Origin of the sequence: Cryobacterium sandaracinum (assembly GCF_004403415.1) — a bacterium.
GTDB classification, from domain to species: Bacteria; Actinomycetota; Actinomycetes; order Actinomycetales; family Microbacteriaceae; genus Cryobacterium; species Cryobacterium sandaracinum.
The window spans coordinates 127916-143966 of record NZ_SOGO01000016.1 but is presented as its reverse complement, the minus strand read 5'-3'; the positions used below and the strand labels follow the sequence as shown (position 1 = coordinate 143966).

Here is a 16051-nt window from a genome sequence, read left to right as displayed (position 1 = left end):
GATCGCGCCCCGCGTACGGATCGTCCGGCGTACAACAACGACCGTCCGCGCACGGACCGTCCGTCCTACGGCAACGACCGACCCTCCTACGGCGACCGTGCCCCGCGTACGGATCGTCCGGTGCACAACAACGACCGACCCTCCTACGGCGACCGTGCCCCGCGTACGGATCGTCCGGCGTACAACAACGACCGTCCGCGCACGGACCGTCCGTCCTACAACAACGACCGACCCTCCTACGGCGACCGTGCCCCGCGCACGGATCGTCCGGCGTACAACAACAACGACCGTTCGTCCTACGGCGACCGTCCGGCCCGCACCGAGCGTGGCGGCTACGACCGTTCCGAGCGTTCGAACTCCGACCGTCCGGCGCGTCCGGCCCGCTCGGCGTCCGATGGTGGCCACTCCAGCAACTTCTACCCCGACCGCGACACCAAGGCGCACTTCGCCGCTGGTGACGACGTCGTGCTTGAGCGCCTCGAAGCCATCGCGACGACGGCTGCCGAAGTCGTCGGCGTGACCTTCGGCGACTTGGGCCTCGGTGAGAACATCGTGCGCGAGCTCGCCACCCTCGGTGCCGCAGCGCCGTTCCCGATCCAGGCCGCGACCATCCCGGACGTACTCGCCGGGCGCGACGTGCTCGGCCGTGGCAAGACCGGTTCCGGCAAGACCATTGCCTTCGGCGCTCCCCTCGTGGAGAAGCTGCTGGAGAACAACGGCGCCAAGGACCGCAAGATGGCCCGCAAGCCCCGCGCGCTCATTCTGGCCCCGACCCGTGAGCTGGCCCTGCAGATCGACCGCACCATCCAGCCCATCGCCCGCAGCGTCGGCCTCTTCACCACCCAGATCTACGGCGGCGTTCCGCAGTACCGCCAAGTCAGCGCCCTCCAGCGCGGCGTGGACATCATCATCGGCACCGCCGGTCGCATCGAAGACCTCATCGAGCAGGGTCGCCTCGACCTCAGCGAGGTCGTCGTCACCGTCCTTGACGAGGCCGACTACATGTGCGACCTGGGCTTTCTCGAGCCGGTTCAGCGCATCCTGCGTCAGACCAAGAAGGGCGGCCAGAAGCTGCTCTTCTCGGCCACCCTCGACAAGGGCGTCGCCTCGCTGGTCAAGGAATTCCTGATCAACCCGGCCGTGCACGAGGTTGCCGGCGAAGATCAGGCCTCCTCCACCATCGACCACCGCGTGCTCGTCATCGAGCACCGCGACAAGAGCGCCATCATCGGCCAGCTCGTCGACCGCCAGGGCAAGACGCTGATCTTCTCGCGCACCCGTGCCTACGCCGAACAGCTCGCCGAGCAGCTCGAAGACGCCGGCGTGAAGGCCACGAGCCTGCACGGCGACCTGAACCAGGCTCGACGCACCCGCAACCTGCAGATGCTGACCAGCGGTCGCGTCAACGTGCTGGTGGCAACGGATGTCGCGGCTCGCGGCATCCACGTGGACGACATCGACCTGGTCATCCAGGCCGACGCTCCCGACGAGTACAAGACCTACCTGCACCGCTCCGGTCGTACCGGGCGCGCCGGCAAGTCCGGTACCGTCGTCACGCTCATCCCGAAGCAGCGTCGCCGCCGCATGGATGAGCTGCTGGGCCGCGCCGAGATCGAGGCCTCCTTCACGAACGCGGCCCCCGGCGACACGTCGGTGCGCGACCTCGCCGGAATGTAGTCGGCAGCAACTCCAGCACCTCCTGAAATAACGCGAGAAGGGGCATCCGCCGTCACGGTGGATGCCCCTTCTCGCGTTGCGGGTCGGGCAGGTCTCAGCGGCGAGCTGCGCGATGCCCGGCTGCCCGCACGATGGCTTTTCGGACCTCCTCGATCCAGAGCACCGACGACCCGACCAGCACGCACAGACCCCATTGGCCCGACGTGAGGGAGGTCGTGTCGAAGAGTCCCTGGAGCACGTCCATCTGCACCACGAGGACCTGCAGGATGATCACGGCGGTGAGTGCCAGCCAGATGCTGCGGTTGGTGAACGTCTGGAGTGAGAAGACGGAGTGGGTGTCCGAGCGCACGTTGAGAAGGTTGAACACCTGGTAGAAGACGAAGGTCGTGAACGCGAGGGTGGTGGCGAAGGCCGCGTTGCCCGCACTGTCCGGGAACAGGGCGGACGCCTGGGTCAACACGGTCAGGGTTCCCGCGGCCATGACGAGGCCGAGCCCGAGAATACGCAGCATCCTGTCCCGAGTGAGCAGAGGTTCGTCGGACGGGCGCGGAGGCCAGCTCATCGTTCCGGGTTCGGCCGGATCCAAGCCGAGCGCCAGTGCGGGTGGGCCGTCCATGATGATGTTGACCCAGAGGATCTGAAGCGCCGTGAACGGCGCGCCCGCGGCCCACCCGGTGACGCCCGCGATCAGGAAGATGAGCACGAATCCCCACGCCGTGGTCAGCTGGAACCTGACGAACTTCAGGATGTTGGCGTAGATGCCGCGTCCCTCCTGCACCGCGGCGACGATCGTGGAGAAGTTGTCGTCGGTGAGGATCATGTTTGCGGCGCCTTTGGAGACATCCGTGCCGGTGATACCCATGGCGATGCCGATGTCGGCCTGCTTCAGGGCCGGCGCGTCGTTGACGCCGTCACCGGTCATTGCAACGACATTGCCGCCGGCCTGCAACGCCCTGACCACCCGGATCTTGTGGGCCGGGGTGACCCGGGCGAGTACCCCGTAGTCGGCGGCCCGGGCGGCGAGCGCGTGATCGTCGAGGTCGTCCAGCGTAGGACCGGCAGCAGCCTCTCCGGGCAGGCCCAGGTTGCGGGCGATGGCCGAGGCCGTCACGAGATGGTCGCCCGTGATCATGTGCACGCGGATGCCGGCGCCGAGCGCCACCGCGATGGCCTTGGCCGCCTCAACCCTGGGTGGATCGACAATTCCGACGATGGCGTAGAGGGTCAGACCGGTGACCAGGGAGCGACCCGAGTCGTCGCCCGGAACGGTGCCGGCGTCGAGGGTGCGTCCGGCGACCATGATCGTGCGCAGGCCCTCACCGGCCAGTTCCTGGATGGTGTCGTGGATTCGTTGCTGCATGGTGGCATCGAGAGGGCGGATGCCGTCGTCGGTGAGCACCGAGTCGGTCAGGGGCAGCAGTGCGCCCGGTGCGCCCTTGGCGAAGCAGCGGTGTCCGGGCGGTCGCGGCAGTCCGGTCGTCGGCTCTGCCGGCCGGTGGAATGTGGCCATGAATTTGTAGTCGGAGTCGAAGGGCACTTCGGCTACCCGGGGGTGGGTCCGCCTCGCAGCTGCGACGTCGATGCCGCCCTTCTCGGCGAGAACGGCCAGGGCTCCTTCGGTGGGGTCGCCGACCAGCACGCCGTCGTTCAGTACGGCGTCATTGCACAGGGCCATGGTTAGGAACGCCTCGGTGAGGTCAGGCAGGGGCCGGTCATCACCGGTGAGGATCCGGCCGTCGGTGGAGTAGCCCTCGCCGGTGATGCGGAAATCGCGGCCATGGGTGTGCAGTCGGCGGGCCGTCATCTCGTTCATGGTCAGCGTGCCGGTCTTATCGGTGGCGATATGGCTGACGCTGCCGAGGGTTTCCACCGCCGAGAGCTGCTTGATGATGGCGCCTCGGGCGGCCAGCCGGGAGGCGCCCATCGCCAGGGTGAACGCGACGACCGCGGTGAGACCCTCAGGAATGGTCGCCACGGCCAGCGAGACGGCGGTGATCAGCAGCTCGGTCCAGGAGTCCCCGCGCAGGAGGCCCAGCACGAAGACGATCGCCACCACGACCAGCGCCGCAACGGTGAGCAGCTGGGCCAGCTGGTCGATCCTCCGCTGCAACGGTGTTTTGTCGTTCTTCACCTCGTTCAACAGCACCGCGATGCCGCCGACGGCCGTGCCCATGCCGGTGTCGGTGACCACCATGGTGGCGCGGCCGCGAGTGACCAGGGTGTTCATGAAAAGCATGTTGGTGCGGTCTGTGAGCGGCAGTTCCGCATCGTCCAGAGCGGGAATCGTCTTCCCGACCGGCTCGGATTCCCCGGTCAGGGTCGCCTCGGCCACCTGCAAGCCGGCATTCTCGATGATGCGACCGTCCGCCGGAACGGAGTCCCCGGCATCGAGGAGCACGATGTCGCCCGGCACAAGATCGGAGAATTGCACCTCGAGTTCGGTTCCGTCCCGCCGAGCGACGGCCTTGCCTTCCGACAGCTGCTGCAGCGCCTGGAGGCTGCTCTCGGCCCTCCGCTCCTGCACATAATTCAGAACCGTGTTGAGGATGATCACGACCAGGATTACGATCGGTGTCTCGAGTTCTTGCGAGACGACGGCGCTGACGACCGCGGCCACCAGGAGCACGATCGTCATCTTCTCGCCGAGAAGGCGCACGATCTTGCGCCAGGTCGGCACGCGTTTCGGCTTACGCAGCAAGTTCGGTCCGTATCGCCGACGGCGGTCGTCGACCTCGGATGCGGCGAGCCCGGCGCGGGCGTCGACGTCCTGGGCCGCCGTGGTTTCAGCGGCCGAGAGGGTGTGCCAGGCGGCGTGCTCGGTGGCCGCCGCTGCGGGAGAGGTGGTGGACATCCGTCTGGGTCAGCGATTCGGCCGTTTGCGCGTCACCAGCACCGGGCAGACCGACAGCCGGGTGCACTGGTCGCTGACCGAGCCCAACAACAGTCCGGCCAGGTTGCCGCGCCCGCGGGAACCGACCACGAGCATCCGCGCCTCACGCGACACCTCGATCAGGCTGCGGGCAGGCCCCGCATGCACGGCCCGGTAGTCGACGGTCACGTTCGGGAAGGCATGCACCAGCGCAGCGGTGTCCTCGATCAGTGCGGCCCGAACCGCCTCCGAGTATTCGGCGAACGTCGACACGTAGCCGAACTCCCAGTTCGCGGGCCTGGGGGCGGTGTCGATTGACCAGGCACGCACGATCACGACCGGGGCGTGCAACTGATCGGCGAGCCCGAGCGCCGTGCTGAGCGCGTGGTCTGCGAAGGCCGAGCCGTCGTGGCCGACGACGATGCTGCCGGCCGGCGACGGCGCCGGCGTGGACGCCTCGGCGGTTTCCGGTGTGCCTGCAGGGGTGGTGCCTTCGGTGCTCACGGCGGACTCTCCAAACTGGGGGATGAATGAGGAAGAACGATCAGAACACTCCCAGATTAGCGAACTGCCGTTCAGGTGTCCAACTTGGGGGGTGGGACCGGCACGAGCACGGCGAGCAGCTCGTCGAGTTCGTGTCCTTCGGACACCGGATGCCGGAACGGTCGCCCGGGGGCGATCTGGTAGCTGTTGCGCCGCCCGACCCGGGTTCTCGTGATGTAACCGCTCGCCACGAGATCGGCGATGATCTTCTGGGCCCCGCGCTCGGTGACGCCCACCCGGGAGGCCACTTCGCGCATCCGGCACTGCGGATCCCGCGCGATCGTGACGAGAACGTGTGCGTGGTTGGTCAGGAACGTCCAGCGGGCGTCGCTCCCGGGGGTGGGCCGGGGCTCCTGGTCAGGGTCCGATGCGTTCATGTAAGTGAGATTAGTCCACCGGTGTCGCGCCGTCTTGCGCCCGGGGCACGAACGGCGGCCGGTCGGGCGCGTCGACGATCAGGTTCGTGATGCGCGCGGTGCACAACCGACGGCCCTGGTCGTCGCTGATCACGATCTCGTGGCAGGCGATCGTGCGCCCGAGCCGGATGGCCGTCGCCACCCCGGTCACGATTCCCGACCGCGCCGCGAGGTGGTGGGTCGCGTTGATGTCGAGGCCCACCGCGCTTCGCCCCGGGCCCGCATGGATCACGGCAGCCCACGAGCCGAGAGCCTCGGCGAAGGCGACGGATGCCCCGCCGTGCAGCAGCCCGAAGGACTGTCGGTTGCCCTCCACCGGCATCGTCGCGACGACCCGCTCCGCGGACTGCTCGAGGATGGTCACGCCCATCTTCTCGTCAAGTTCGCCGAGCGTGATCTTCCAGTTCTCGTTCACGTGTCTCCTCTATTCGGTGGTCGAGTTTCCGAGACCCGCGAGCCCGGCGCCACCCGCAGCCCGTCGAGCGCCACCGCGAGCACATCGTTGGCGAGTTGACCGGCATCTTCCGGCCCCTCCGGCCGGTACCACTCCACGATCGAGTTCACCATGCCGAACAGCAGCCGGGTCACGATCCGAGGGTCGATGTCGCCGCGCAGGGAACCCTCATCGCGGGCCTCCACCACGAGGGCGGATACGGCCCGGTCGAATAAGCGGCGGCGGGCGAGCGCGGCGCGCTCGACATCCGTGTTTCCGCGCACCCGTAGCAGCAGCGTCACGTAGGGCAGCCGGGAGGTGAGCACCTCCACGGCTCCGCGCAGCACCGCGGCGAGCCGGTCGATGGCCGGGCCGCACTGGGCGCTCTGCTTGAGCAGCACCCCTTCGAGTCCGTCGAGGGCCTCGCCGAGAGCCTGTTCCAGCAGCTCCTCCTTCGAGGTGAAGTGGTGGTAGATCGCCGATTTCGACAGGCCGAGGCGGGTCGCGAGCACGCCCATCGAGGTGGCGTCGTAACCGAACTCGTTGAAGGCGGCGACCGCCACCTCGAGAATGGCGGGCTGGTCGTATCCGGGGCGGCCACGCTTGGCCAGGGCTGGTTCAGACATAATCGAGAAGTCTGTCACGAGCCGGGTTTCCGGAGGAACGACCGGCCCGTGACTGCGCGGGTTGTGCGGCAGACTCAGCGCAGGTCGTAGACACGCTTGTGCTTGCCGGTGCTGCGCTCGAGCGTGCCGGGTTCGACGATCAACACGTTGACGCTGGACCCGATCAGGTCCTTGATCTTATGGATCAGCAGTGCTGAGGCGATGTCGGAGGCGGCATCGCTGGCGTGCTCGTGCCGTTCGATCCGAACGGTCAGTTCGTCCATCCGGTTCGGCCGGGTCAGCTCGATCACGAAGTGCGGAGAGAGGCTCGGGATGCTGAGCACGATCTCCTCGATCTGGGTCGGGAACAGGTTGACGCCGCGCAGGATGATCATGTCGTCGTTGCGACCCGTGATCTTCTCCATCCGGCGCATGCCGGGGCGCGCCGATCCGGGCAGCAGGCGGGTCAGGTCGCGGGTTCGGTAACGGATGACCGGGAAAGCTTCCTTGGTCAGCGACGTGAACACGAGCTCACCCTGGGTGCCGTCAGGCAGCACGAGTCCGCTGTCGCCGTCGATGACCTCGGGCAGGAAGTTGTCCTCCCAGAGGTGCGGTCCGTCTTTCGTCTCGATGCACTCGTTGCCCACGCCCGGGCCCATCACCTCGCTGAGCCCGTAGATGTCGAGCGCGTCGAAGTCGAGGCGGTCTTCCAGCTCGAGCCGCATCTGATTGGTCCACGGCTCTGCGCCGAGCACGCCCGCCTTCAGGCTGGACGAGCGAGGGTCCATGCCGGCCGCGACCATCGCATCCGTGATCGTCAGCAGGTAGCTGGGCGTGGCCATGATGACGTCCGGTTCGAAGTCCTGAATCATCTTGACCTGCTTGTTGGTCTGGCCGCCGGACATCGGGATGGCGGTGGCGCCCAGCGCTTCGATGCCCGCGTGCGCGCCGAGGCCGCCGGTGAAGAGGCCGTAACCGTACGCGTTGTGCACGCGCATGCCGGGCCGCACGCCGGAGGCGCGAAGGCTGCGCGCCACCAGGCCCGCCCACATCCTGAGGTCCTTCTTCGTGTAGCCGACGACGGTCGGCAGCCCGGTGGTCCCGGAGGAGGTGTGGATGCGCGCGACCTGGTCCAACGGCACCGCGAACATGCCGAACGGGTAGGAGACGCGCAGGTCGTCCTTGGTCGTGAAGGGCAGCAGGGCCACATCGTCCAGGGTGCGGATGTCGTCCGGGTGCACTCCGGCCTCGTTGAACTTGCGGGTATAGAGAGGAACGTTCTGGTAGGCGAGCCGTACGGTCTTCTGCAGCCGGGTCAGCTGTAACGCCTGCAGTTCGTCACGGGACATCCGCTCCTCGGGATCGAGTTCATCCTGGGCCGGGGCGTGCAAGCGGGTCTTGGTCATCGTTGACATGAGGCCTCCTGGTGGAATGCGGATTTAAAGTAGAGGAGCGACGGAACCAGGCACGGGAAAGTTGGTGGTGCGGCTGCGCCCGCGAAACTCCGCCACCGGTACGTTGTGCTCGTTGGCAACGCGCACGTCATAAAGTCCGGAGCGACCGCTCTTGGTGCGCAACACGGCGGTCGCGGTGAGGGTCTGCCCGGCGGCGGTGGGCTTCAGAAAGGTGATGTCGGCGCCCGACGCGAGCGTGACGTGGTGGTCGTCGTTGCAGGCGATCGCGAACGCCGTGTCGGCCAGAGCGAAGACGATCCCGCCGTGCGTCACGTCGAAGCCGTTCATCATGTCGTCCCGCAGGAGCATGGAGACGACCGCGCGGCCGGGCTCTGAGGCGTGCACGACCATGCCGAGTGCGGCCGATGCCCGGTCGTTCTCCATCATGGCCCCGTTGGAGGGCGGTAAAACTTCCGTCATGTGGTTCTCCTCATTGAGTTCCGCGGGCCGCAACGCATGGTTGTGGGGGTCGTAGGGAAACCATATACTAACTGAACGATCGGTTGGTAAAAGTTCGCCAAACCCAGGAGTCAACGATGACAATCCCGCCAGTTCCCTACGCTATCGCCCCGGACAGCGCCGCCACGGTGTCTGCCGAGGAGCAGCAGTTCAACGACCTGATTGCCGCCGATTCGCGAATCGAGCCGCGTGATTGGATGCCGGACGGCTACCGCAAGACCCTCATCCGCCAGATTTCCCAGCACGCGCACTCCGAGATCATCGGGATGCAGCCGGAGGGCAATTGGATCACCCGGGCGCCCAGCCTGAAGCGCAAGGCGATCCTACTGGCCAAGGTGCAGGACGAGGCCGGCCACGGTCTCTACCTCTACTCCGCCGCGCAGACTCTCGGCATCAGCCGCGACCTGATGACGGACCAGCTCATCGCGGGCAAGGCGCGCTACTCCTCCATCTTCAACTACCCGAGTCCCACCTGGGCCGACATGGGCGCCATCGGCTGGCTCGTCGACGGCGCCGCGATCTGCAACCAGGTGCCGCTCTGCCGCGCGTCCTACGGTCCGTACGGGCGCGCCATGGTGCGCATCTGTAAGGAGGAGTCTTTCCACCAGCGGCAGGGCTTCGAGATCCTGCTCGAGCTGATGAAAGGCACGCCCGCCCAGCGCGAGATGGCCCAGGAATCGGTCAACCGCTGGTACTGGCCGGCCCTGCAGATGTTCGGGCCGCCCGATGACGACTCGCCCAACTCTGCGCAGTCGATGGCCTGGAACATCAAGCGGTTCTCCAACGACGACCTGCGCCAGCGCTTCGTCGGAATGCTCGTGCCGCAGGCCGAGGTGCTCGGTGTGACGCTGCCGGACCCGGACCTGCGCTGGAACGAAGAAAAGGGTGCGTACGACATGGGCGAAATTGACTGGACCGAATTCCACGAGGTGCTCGCGGGCCGCGGACCGGCGAACGCCAGGCGCCTCCAGCGCCGCCGCGACGCGCACGACGAGGGTCAGTGGGTGCGTGAGGCTGCTGCCGCGTACGCCGCCAAGCAGGGCGTGAAGGCGGTCGCATAATGAGCGCTCCCGGTGCATCCGAGAAGGAGATCTGGCCCCTTTGGGAGGTTTTCGTGCGCTCCAGCCGCGGAATCAGCCACACCCACGTGGGTTCCCTGCACGCCCCCGACGCCACCCTCGCGGTGCGCAACGCGCGTGACCTCTACACCCGCCGCAATGAGGGCGTCTCGATCTGGGTCGTGCCTGCCGACGCGATCACCACGAGCGATCCGGATGCGAAGGGTGCCTTCTTCGAATCGCCCGCCGGCAAGAACTACCGCCACGCGAGCTACTACACGAAGAGCGAAGGGGTGAAGCACCTGTGAGCGACACCATCGAGCAGGACGGCCACGGCCACGTCGACGTCGACACGGTCCAGCTCTCCGCGGAACTGGTCGAAGCGGCATCCGTCGCCTCGCACGACGTTGCGGAATACGCGCTTTGGCTCGGCGACGACTCGCTCGTGCTGGCCCAGAACCTGGGCTGGTGGATCTCCCGCGCCCCGGAGCTGGAAGAGGACATCGCCCTCGGCAACATCGCCCTCGACCTAATCGGGCACGCCCGTTCCCTGTTGCACTACGCCGGGGCCGAATCCGGCCGAACCGAGGACGACCTGGCGTACTGGCGTGACGAACCCCAGTGGCGCTCGGCGCACCTGTTCGAGCAGCCCAACGGTGACTTCGCGCACACGATCGCCCGTCAGTTCATCGCGGCGCACTACCTGTTCGAGCTCTACAGCGCGCTGATGCAGTCGACGGATGCGACGCTCGCCGCGATAGCGGCCAAGGCCGTCAAGGAGGTCGACTACCACCGCGACCATTCCATCCAGTGGGTGCTGCGCCTCGCTCAGGGCACCGAGGAATCCCGCCGGCGCATGATCACCGGTCTCTCCGACCTATGGCCGTTCGTGGAGGAGCTCTTCGTCGACGAGCCGCTGATCGACCGGCTCGAGGGCGTCGCCGTGCGGCCGTCCTCCCTCCAGGCCTCAGTCCTGAGCGCCATGTTCCCCGTGCTCGCCGAAGCCGAGCTCGAGGTTCCCCGCGGCTTCATCTCCTCCGGGGGCGGGCGCCGCGGCGACCACTCCGAGAACCTCGGGCCGCTGCTCGCCGAGATGCAGGTGCTGGCGCGGGCGCACCCCGGCGCGAAATGGTGACCGTGGCCTCCCTCGCCCGTCCGCGTCCGGGCGACGCGGCGTCGCAGAAGGCCTGGGACATCGCCGCCGAGGTCTGTGACCCGGAGGTCCCCGTGCTCACGATTGAAGATCTGGGAGTGCTTCGGTCGGTCGCCGTTTCGGCCGACGGAACCCACGTCATCCTAACGCCGACCTACAGCGGATGCCCCGCGATGGAGGCCATGCGCGACGACGTCCGGGCGGCCCTCACCAATGCCCACTACCAGAACGTCACCGTGGAACTCGTGCTCGCCCCGGCCTGGACCACCGACTGGATGAGCGAGGAGGGCAAGGCGAAGCTGGTCAGTTATGGCATCGCTGCCCCGACCGGCCACTCCGGCGTGCGCCCGACCGGCGCCGTCCGGCTCCAACTCGTGGTCAAGTGCCCGCGCTGCTCCTCACTGAATACGCGGGAACTCGCCCGCTTCGGTTCGACGTCGTGCAAGGCACTCTACGAGTGCCGGGACTGCCTCGAACCGTTCGACTACTTCAAGGTGTTGTAACCATGGCCGCACTCAATCTGGGCAGTACCGATTCAGCCGTTCTCGACCCTGCCACCGAGCCTACAAAGCGCCGCGCCCGGTTCCACACCCTCGCCGTCGGCGAGGTGCGCCAGCTCACCCAGGACAGCGTCGAGGTGACCTTCCTGGTTCCCGAGGCGCTGCAGGGGGAGTTCGACTACGACCCCGGGCAGCACCTGGCGTTGCGCGCCACGATCGGCGGCCGGGAGCTGCGCCGCAGCTACTCGATCTGTCGTCCGCACGCGCTCGGCTCGGTCAGCGTCGCGATCAAGCGCGACCTCGGCGGGGTCTTCTCCAGCTGGGCGAACACCGAACTCCGGGCCGGGGACCGCCTTGACGTGATGAGCCCGCAGGGCACGTTCACCACCGCGCTGGACACTCTGGACGACAAGCACATCGTCGGCATCGCCGCCGGAAGCGGCATCACGCCGCTGATGTCGCTCGCACACACCGTGCTCGAACGCTCGGAGACCTCCCGCTTCACGCTCGTCTACACAAACCGCACCGCGCTCGACGTGATGTTCCTCGACGAGCTTGCCGACCTGAAAGACCGGTACCCGGCCCGGCTGGCACTGCACCACGTGCTCTCGCGCCAGTCTCGCTCCTCCGCCCTGCTCTCCGGCCGGATCGACGAGGAGAAGCTGCGCCTGATGCTGGCCAGCATCATCCGTCCCAACGCCGTCGACGAGTGGTTCCTCTGCGGGCCGTTCGAACTGGTGCAGTTGTGCCGCGACACGCTGGAGAGCGTGGACGTCGAACCGGGCCACATCCGGTTCGAACTGTTCACGACGGGGGAGCCGACGCACGCGGTCGGCGACACTGGGCGGCCGGTGGTCGTCGGAATCGGTGACAAGACCTTCGAGATCGAGTTCACGCTCGACGGCGAGAGCGCCACGGTGACCACGCCCGTCAACGCGAAGGAGAGCATCCTGAACGCCGCCCTGCGTGTGCGGCCGGACGTTCCGTTTGCCTGCGCTGGGGGAGTGTGTGGCACCTGCCGCGCCAAGCTCGTCAGCGGTGACGTCACGATGACCGAGAACTACGCCCTCGAACCGGACGAACTGGCCCGCGGCTATGTGCTCACCTGCCAGTCGCACCCAACGACCGACCGGGTCGTCGTCGACTACGACGTGTAGCGCCACTCGCCCATCAGGTATGGCGCGCAAGCGCAGAAAGCGGTTCCCGTGATCGAGCTGTCCATCCGGGACGACGTGGCCTACGTCGTCCTGAACGCCCCCGACAAGCTGAACGCGCTCGACGAGGCCGGCCTGGCCGAGCTCGCGGCCGCATACGAGACCGCGGAGGCGGCCGGCGTGCGCGCCCTCGCGCTGCGCGGCGAGGGCCGCGCATTCTGCGCGGGCCGTGACATCTCGGGCGTCGACCCGCGCGACGACGATGTGATGGGTTTCCTGGGGGGACTCGTCACGCCGTTGTTGCAGCGGATGAGCGCCTTCCCGGCGCCCACCTTCGCCGCCGCGACCGGGGCCTGCCTCGGGGTTGGCCTCGGCTTGCTGATCGCCACGGATGTCGTCTACGTCGCCGACACCGCGAAGATCGGGTCCCCGTTCGCGAACCTCGGTGCCACGCTCGACTCCGGCGGCCATGCCCTGTTCGTCGACCGGCTCGGCGCGCACCGCACTCTCGACCTGATCTACTCCGGCCGGCTCATGTCGGGCGCGGAGGCCGTGGCCGCCGGCCTGTTCAGCCAGGCATTCCCGGCCGACGAAGTGACGGATGCCACATTGACGGCCGCCCAACGGGCCGCACAAGGGGCGACTCAGGCGTTCCTCGCCAGCAAGGAGCTCGTGCGCGCCCTCCGGGACGACCGGCTCGGCCTCTGGCAGAGCGCCGCCGCCGAGAACCGGGCGCAGGCGGCCCTCTGCGACACCGCTGACTACCGCGAGGGCTTCGCCGCCTTCCAGCAGAAGCGCAAGCCCGCGTTCACAGGCCGCGACTGACCCGTCGCGTCCCTGTCCTGGCCCGTCCCTGCCGCCCGCGTCGAACCAATTCGACGGAGATTCTGGGAAAAAGGCGGTTCCCGAAGGTTCTGGGGCCGTTTCGGGCAAAATCTCCGTCGAATTCGTTAGGGCCGGTCGCCGCGGTCGCCCGCAGCGACCACATCCGCAGCATTTGCCGACCAGGTCCGCGGCGCGGGTTCTACGCCGCTGCGCGGCTGGCACGCCACGCGCTTAGCGGCGCAACACCTGCGTGCCGCTCCTGGAGCGGGCAACGGATGCCGCTACGCGGCTGCGCCACCCAGGTAGGCGTTGTGCACCTCGGGGAGTTCCACGAGTTCGGCCGGGGTTCCCGTGAGTGCCACCCGTCCGCGGTGCATGACCACTGCCCGGTGCGCGATCTTGAACGAGGCGCGCACATTCTGTTCCACGAGGAGAACCGCGAGCTGCTTCTCGACGCAGAGCCGGGAGAGCACGTCCATGATCTCCGCGACCACCTTCGGCGCGAGGCCGATGGACGGCTCGTCCAGCATGATCGCCGTCGGGTTCGCCATCAGGCCGCGCCCGATGGCCACCATCTGCTGCTCGCCACCCGAGAGGGTTCCGGCGGCCTGACCCATCCGGGTGCGCAGCCGGGGGAACAGCTTGAGGATCGAGTCGACGTCGCCGTGGCCCTTCTTCGTCCAGGCACCCAGCATGAGGTTGTCACGCACCGAGAGGGTCGGGAAGCACAGCCGGTTCTCGGGCACATGGGTCAGGCCGAATCCGGCCATCTTCTCCGTGGGCTTCCCGGTGATCGTGCGACCCTCGAGAGTCACGCTGCCCCCGGTGGGCCGGATGAGGCCGCTGACGGCTCGCAGCAGGGTCGTCTTACCGGCCCCGTTCGAGCCCACCACAGCCACGATCTCCCCACGCGCCACCTCGAAGCTGACCTCGTGCAGCACCGCGAGCTTGCCATAGCCGGCGTCCAGTCCGGAAACGATCAGCGTCATGCGTGCTCCTCCAATTCGTTCAGTTCCGCTTCGGCCTCGTCGAGGTCCGTGCCCAGGTAGGCAACGACCACGGCGGGGTCATTGCGCACGGACTCCGGGTCGCCGTAGGCGATGAGCACACCGTCGTCGAGCACCGCGACATGGTCGGCGAGGGACATGACCTGCGCCACATCGTGCTCGACGAGCACAATCGTGAGCCCGGCGGTCCGCAGCCGCCGCAGCAGCTCGGCCATCACCTCGCGCTCAGCGCCGGATAGGCCGGCCATCGGCTCGTCGAGGAGGAGCAGGGCCGGCTCGGCGGCCAGAGCCCGGCAGACCTCCATGATTCGCTGCTTGCCGAACGACAGATCCGAGGCTGAGTCGTCCGCGGCATCCGAGAGTTTCATCGACTGCAGGATCTCGTAGGACGCGGCGCGGTGGGCGCTCTGCTCACCCGACTGCAGCCCCAGCATTCCGCGGAGGACGCCCGCGCTTCCCTTGCGGTACCTGCCCATGTACACGTTGCCGACGACATCCGTCGAGGTGAAGACCTGCAGGTTCTGGAACGTGCGGGTCAGCCCGTGCGCGGCGGCGACGTGCGGTTTGCGGCCGGAGATCACCTGGTCGAGGAACGTGACGGTGCCCTCGCTTGGGGTCAGTGCTCCGGAGATCATGTTGAAGCAGGTCGTCTTGCCGGCACCGTTGGGGCCGATCAGACCCAGGATGCTGCCGGCCGGCACGGTGAGGTTTACATCGTTGACGGCGACGACGCCGCCATATCGTTTGCTCAGTCCCTCGAGGACGAGGATCGGCTCACCGGCCGCGACCGGGGTGCTGACCGCCGGGAGCTGCGGGATCGTCGTGTCGTCCTCCGGGACGTGCGCATGCGCGTCGCCGGGTGGGCGCTTCCCGGCGAACGGCAACTTCTGCCACAGCGTGGTCGCCGCCTGGTGGAGGCCGCCGGGCAGGAGCAGGATCACCAGGATCAGGACGATACCGTAACCGAGCAACTGCACCTCTCCGGTGGCGCCGGGGAAGATGGCCGGGATGACGTCGCGCATGCCCTCGCCGAGGAATTGCACAAGGAAGGCGCCCGCGACGGCGCCCCAGACCGATCCCAGGCCCCCGATGACGACCATCAGCAGGATCGAGACCGACAGGTGGAATTCGGCGGTGGCGGGGCTCACGATCGCGACCTGGTAGGCGTAGAACACCCCGCCGAGGCCCGCGAAGCCGGCGGAGAGCACGAAGACTTTCAGCCGCAGCGCATAGGTGTTGACGCCGAGGCTCTCGGCGGCGAGTTCGGAGTCGTTGACGGCCGAGAGGGCGCGACCGGCGCGGCTGTGGGTGAGGTTGAGGGCCAGGATGAGCCCGATCACCACGAACGGCGTCACGAACCAGAGGAAGAAGCCGCTGTTGTCGATCGGGATCCCGAGCACCGTGGGTCGCGAGATGCCGTAGATGCCCGTGGTTCGTCCGGTGACATCCCATTCGCGCACGCCGATCATCACGATGAAGCCGAGCCCCAGCGTCGCCAGCGCGAGGTAGTGGCCGCGCAGGCGCATCAGCGGAAGGCCCACGAGCAGGGCGACCAGCATCGCGGCGAGAACACCGACGGTGGCCGCGACCGGGCCGGGCAGATCGAGCTTGGTCAGCAGGATTGCGTGGGTGTACGCGCCGATCGCGAAAAACGCGGCCTGCCCGAGGCTGACCTGCCCGGCCAGACCCATCAGCAGGTTGAGCCCGATGGCCGGCAGGGCGAAGATCATGGCGAACACGACGATGTTCATGACCGAGGAACTGGCCGTGAAAGGGACCACGATCATCAGCGCGACGAGCACGCCGCAGCCGATCAGCGTGCTCTTGTTGTTCGCCCAGAAACGCGTGCGGAGGGAGCGCGTCCCGGCGAGGGTAGGTGTGGTTGCATGTGTCATTTC

The 16051-nt window shown here is 67.6% G+C and carries 16 protein-coding genes; 7 read left to right on the top strand and 9 right to left on the bottom strand.

Annotated features, from left to right (window positions below; all coding sequences use genetic code 11):
- Positions 1-1677, top strand: a 1677-nt coding sequence (locus E3T25_RS05350) for a DEAD/DEAH box helicase (protein WP_241980640.1), incomplete at its 5' end; no start/stop codon positions are given.
- Positions 1678-1771: 94 nt separating this feature from the next.
- On the opposite strand, the gene E3T25_RS05345 is transcribed toward E3T25_RS05350, so the two are convergent.
- From E3T25_RS05345 to paaI, 7 genes are all read right to left on the bottom strand, one after another.
- The gene (locus E3T25_RS05345) at positions 1772-4528 is read right to left on the bottom strand and encodes a cation-translocating P-type ATPase (RefSeq protein ID WP_134372810.1); all 2757 of its coding nucleotides are present in this window, start codon (positions 4526-4528) and stop codon (positions 1772-1774) included.
- 9 nt (positions 4529-4537) lie between these two features.
- Complete coding sequence (locus tag E3T25_RS05340) at positions 4538-5050, bottom strand: universal stress protein (RefSeq protein ID WP_233191501.1); 513 nt, start codon at positions 5048-5050, stop codon at positions 4538-4540.
- A gap of 71 nt (positions 5051-5121) precedes the next feature.
- A complete protein-coding gene (locus tag E3T25_RS05335) occupies positions 5122-5466 on the bottom strand; it encodes a helix-turn-helix transcriptional regulator (RefSeq protein WP_104102573.1) in 345 nt (114 codons plus the stop codon).
- 10 nt (positions 5467-5476) lie between these two features.
- The gene (locus E3T25_RS05330) at positions 5477-5875 is read right to left on the bottom strand and encodes a hotdog fold thioesterase (RefSeq protein ID WP_104102727.1); all 399 of its coding nucleotides are present in this window, start codon (positions 5873-5875) and stop codon (positions 5477-5479) included.
- A 41-nt stretch (positions 5876-5916) separates the two neighbouring features.
- Complete coding sequence (locus tag E3T25_RS05325; protein ID WP_134372807.1) at positions 5917-6564, bottom strand: TetR/AcrR family transcriptional regulator; 648 nt, start codon at positions 6562-6564, stop codon at positions 5917-5919.
- Between the two features lie 74 nt (positions 6565-6638).
- Positions 6639-7949 carry a phenylacetate--CoA ligase PaaK gene (gene paaK, locus E3T25_RS05320; RefSeq protein WP_134341849.1) on the bottom strand — a complete coding sequence of 437 codons (1311 nt, stop codon included), beginning with the start codon at positions 7947-7949 and terminating at the stop codon, positions 6639-6641.
- 33 nt (positions 7950-7982) lie between these two features.
- The gene (gene paaI / locus E3T25_RS05315) at positions 7983-8417 is read right to left on the bottom strand and encodes a hydroxyphenylacetyl-CoA thioesterase PaaI (RefSeq protein ID WP_104102568.1); all 435 of its coding nucleotides are present in this window, start codon (positions 8415-8417) and stop codon (positions 7983-7985) included.
- Positions 8418-8533: 116 nt separating this feature from the next.
- On the opposite strand from paaI, the gene paaA reads away from it, so the two are divergent.
- From paaA to E3T25_RS05285, 6 genes are read left to right on the top strand one after another with little or no spacing between them, the layout of a single operon-like run.
- Complete coding sequence (gene paaA, locus E3T25_RS05310; RefSeq protein WP_104102566.1) at positions 8534-9517, top strand: 1,2-phenylacetyl-CoA epoxidase subunit PaaA; 984 nt, start codon at positions 8534-8536, stop codon at positions 9515-9517.
- The gene (paaB, locus tag E3T25_RS05305) at positions 9517-9822 is read left to right on the top strand and encodes a 1,2-phenylacetyl-CoA epoxidase subunit PaaB (protein ID WP_104102564.1); all 306 of its coding nucleotides are present in this window, start codon (positions 9517-9519) and stop codon (positions 9820-9822) included. Before paaA ends, paaB begins: the two co-directional genes overlap by 1 nt.
- Positions 9819-10649 (top strand): 1,2-phenylacetyl-CoA epoxidase subunit PaaC, encoded by an 831-nt coding sequence (gene paaC, locus E3T25_RS05300; protein WP_104102561.1) that lies wholly within the window; start codon positions 9819-9821, stop codon positions 10647-10649. The genes paaB and paaC overlap by 4 nt, the downstream gene beginning before the upstream one ends.
- Positions 10643-11170, top strand: coding sequence for a 1,2-phenylacetyl-CoA epoxidase subunit PaaD (gene paaD, locus E3T25_RS05295; RefSeq protein WP_104102559.1), 528 nt, complete (start codon positions 10643-10645; stop codon positions 11168-11170). Before paaC ends, paaD begins: the two co-directional genes overlap by 7 nt.
- Before the next feature lie 2 nt (positions 11171-11172).
- Positions 11173-12324: a 1,2-phenylacetyl-CoA epoxidase subunit PaaE gene (gene paaE / locus E3T25_RS05290; RefSeq protein ID WP_134372804.1), complete on the top strand. Its 1152-nt coding sequence runs from the start codon at positions 11173-11175 to the stop codon at positions 12322-12324.
- A gap of 48 nt (positions 12325-12372) precedes the next feature.
- Positions 12373-13146, top strand: a complete 774-nt coding sequence (locus tag E3T25_RS05285; RefSeq protein WP_134372801.1) for an enoyl-CoA hydratase/isomerase family protein — start codon at positions 12373-12375, stop codon at positions 13144-13146.
- 281 nt (positions 13147-13427) lie between these two features.
- On the opposite strand, the gene E3T25_RS05280 is transcribed toward E3T25_RS05285, so the two are convergent.
- Both E3T25_RS05280 and E3T25_RS05275 read right to left on the bottom strand, forming a co-directional pair.
- A complete protein-coding gene (locus E3T25_RS05280; protein WP_104102551.1) occupies positions 13428-14135 on the bottom strand; it encodes an ABC transporter ATP-binding protein in 708 nt (235 codons plus the stop codon).
- Positions 14132-16048, bottom strand: coding sequence for a branched-chain amino acid ABC transporter ATP-binding protein/permease (locus E3T25_RS05275; protein WP_134372798.1), 1917 nt, complete (start codon positions 16046-16048; stop codon positions 14132-14134). The genes E3T25_RS05280 and E3T25_RS05275 overlap by 4 nt, the downstream gene beginning before the upstream one ends.
- Positions 16049-16051: the final 3 nt, after the last annotated feature.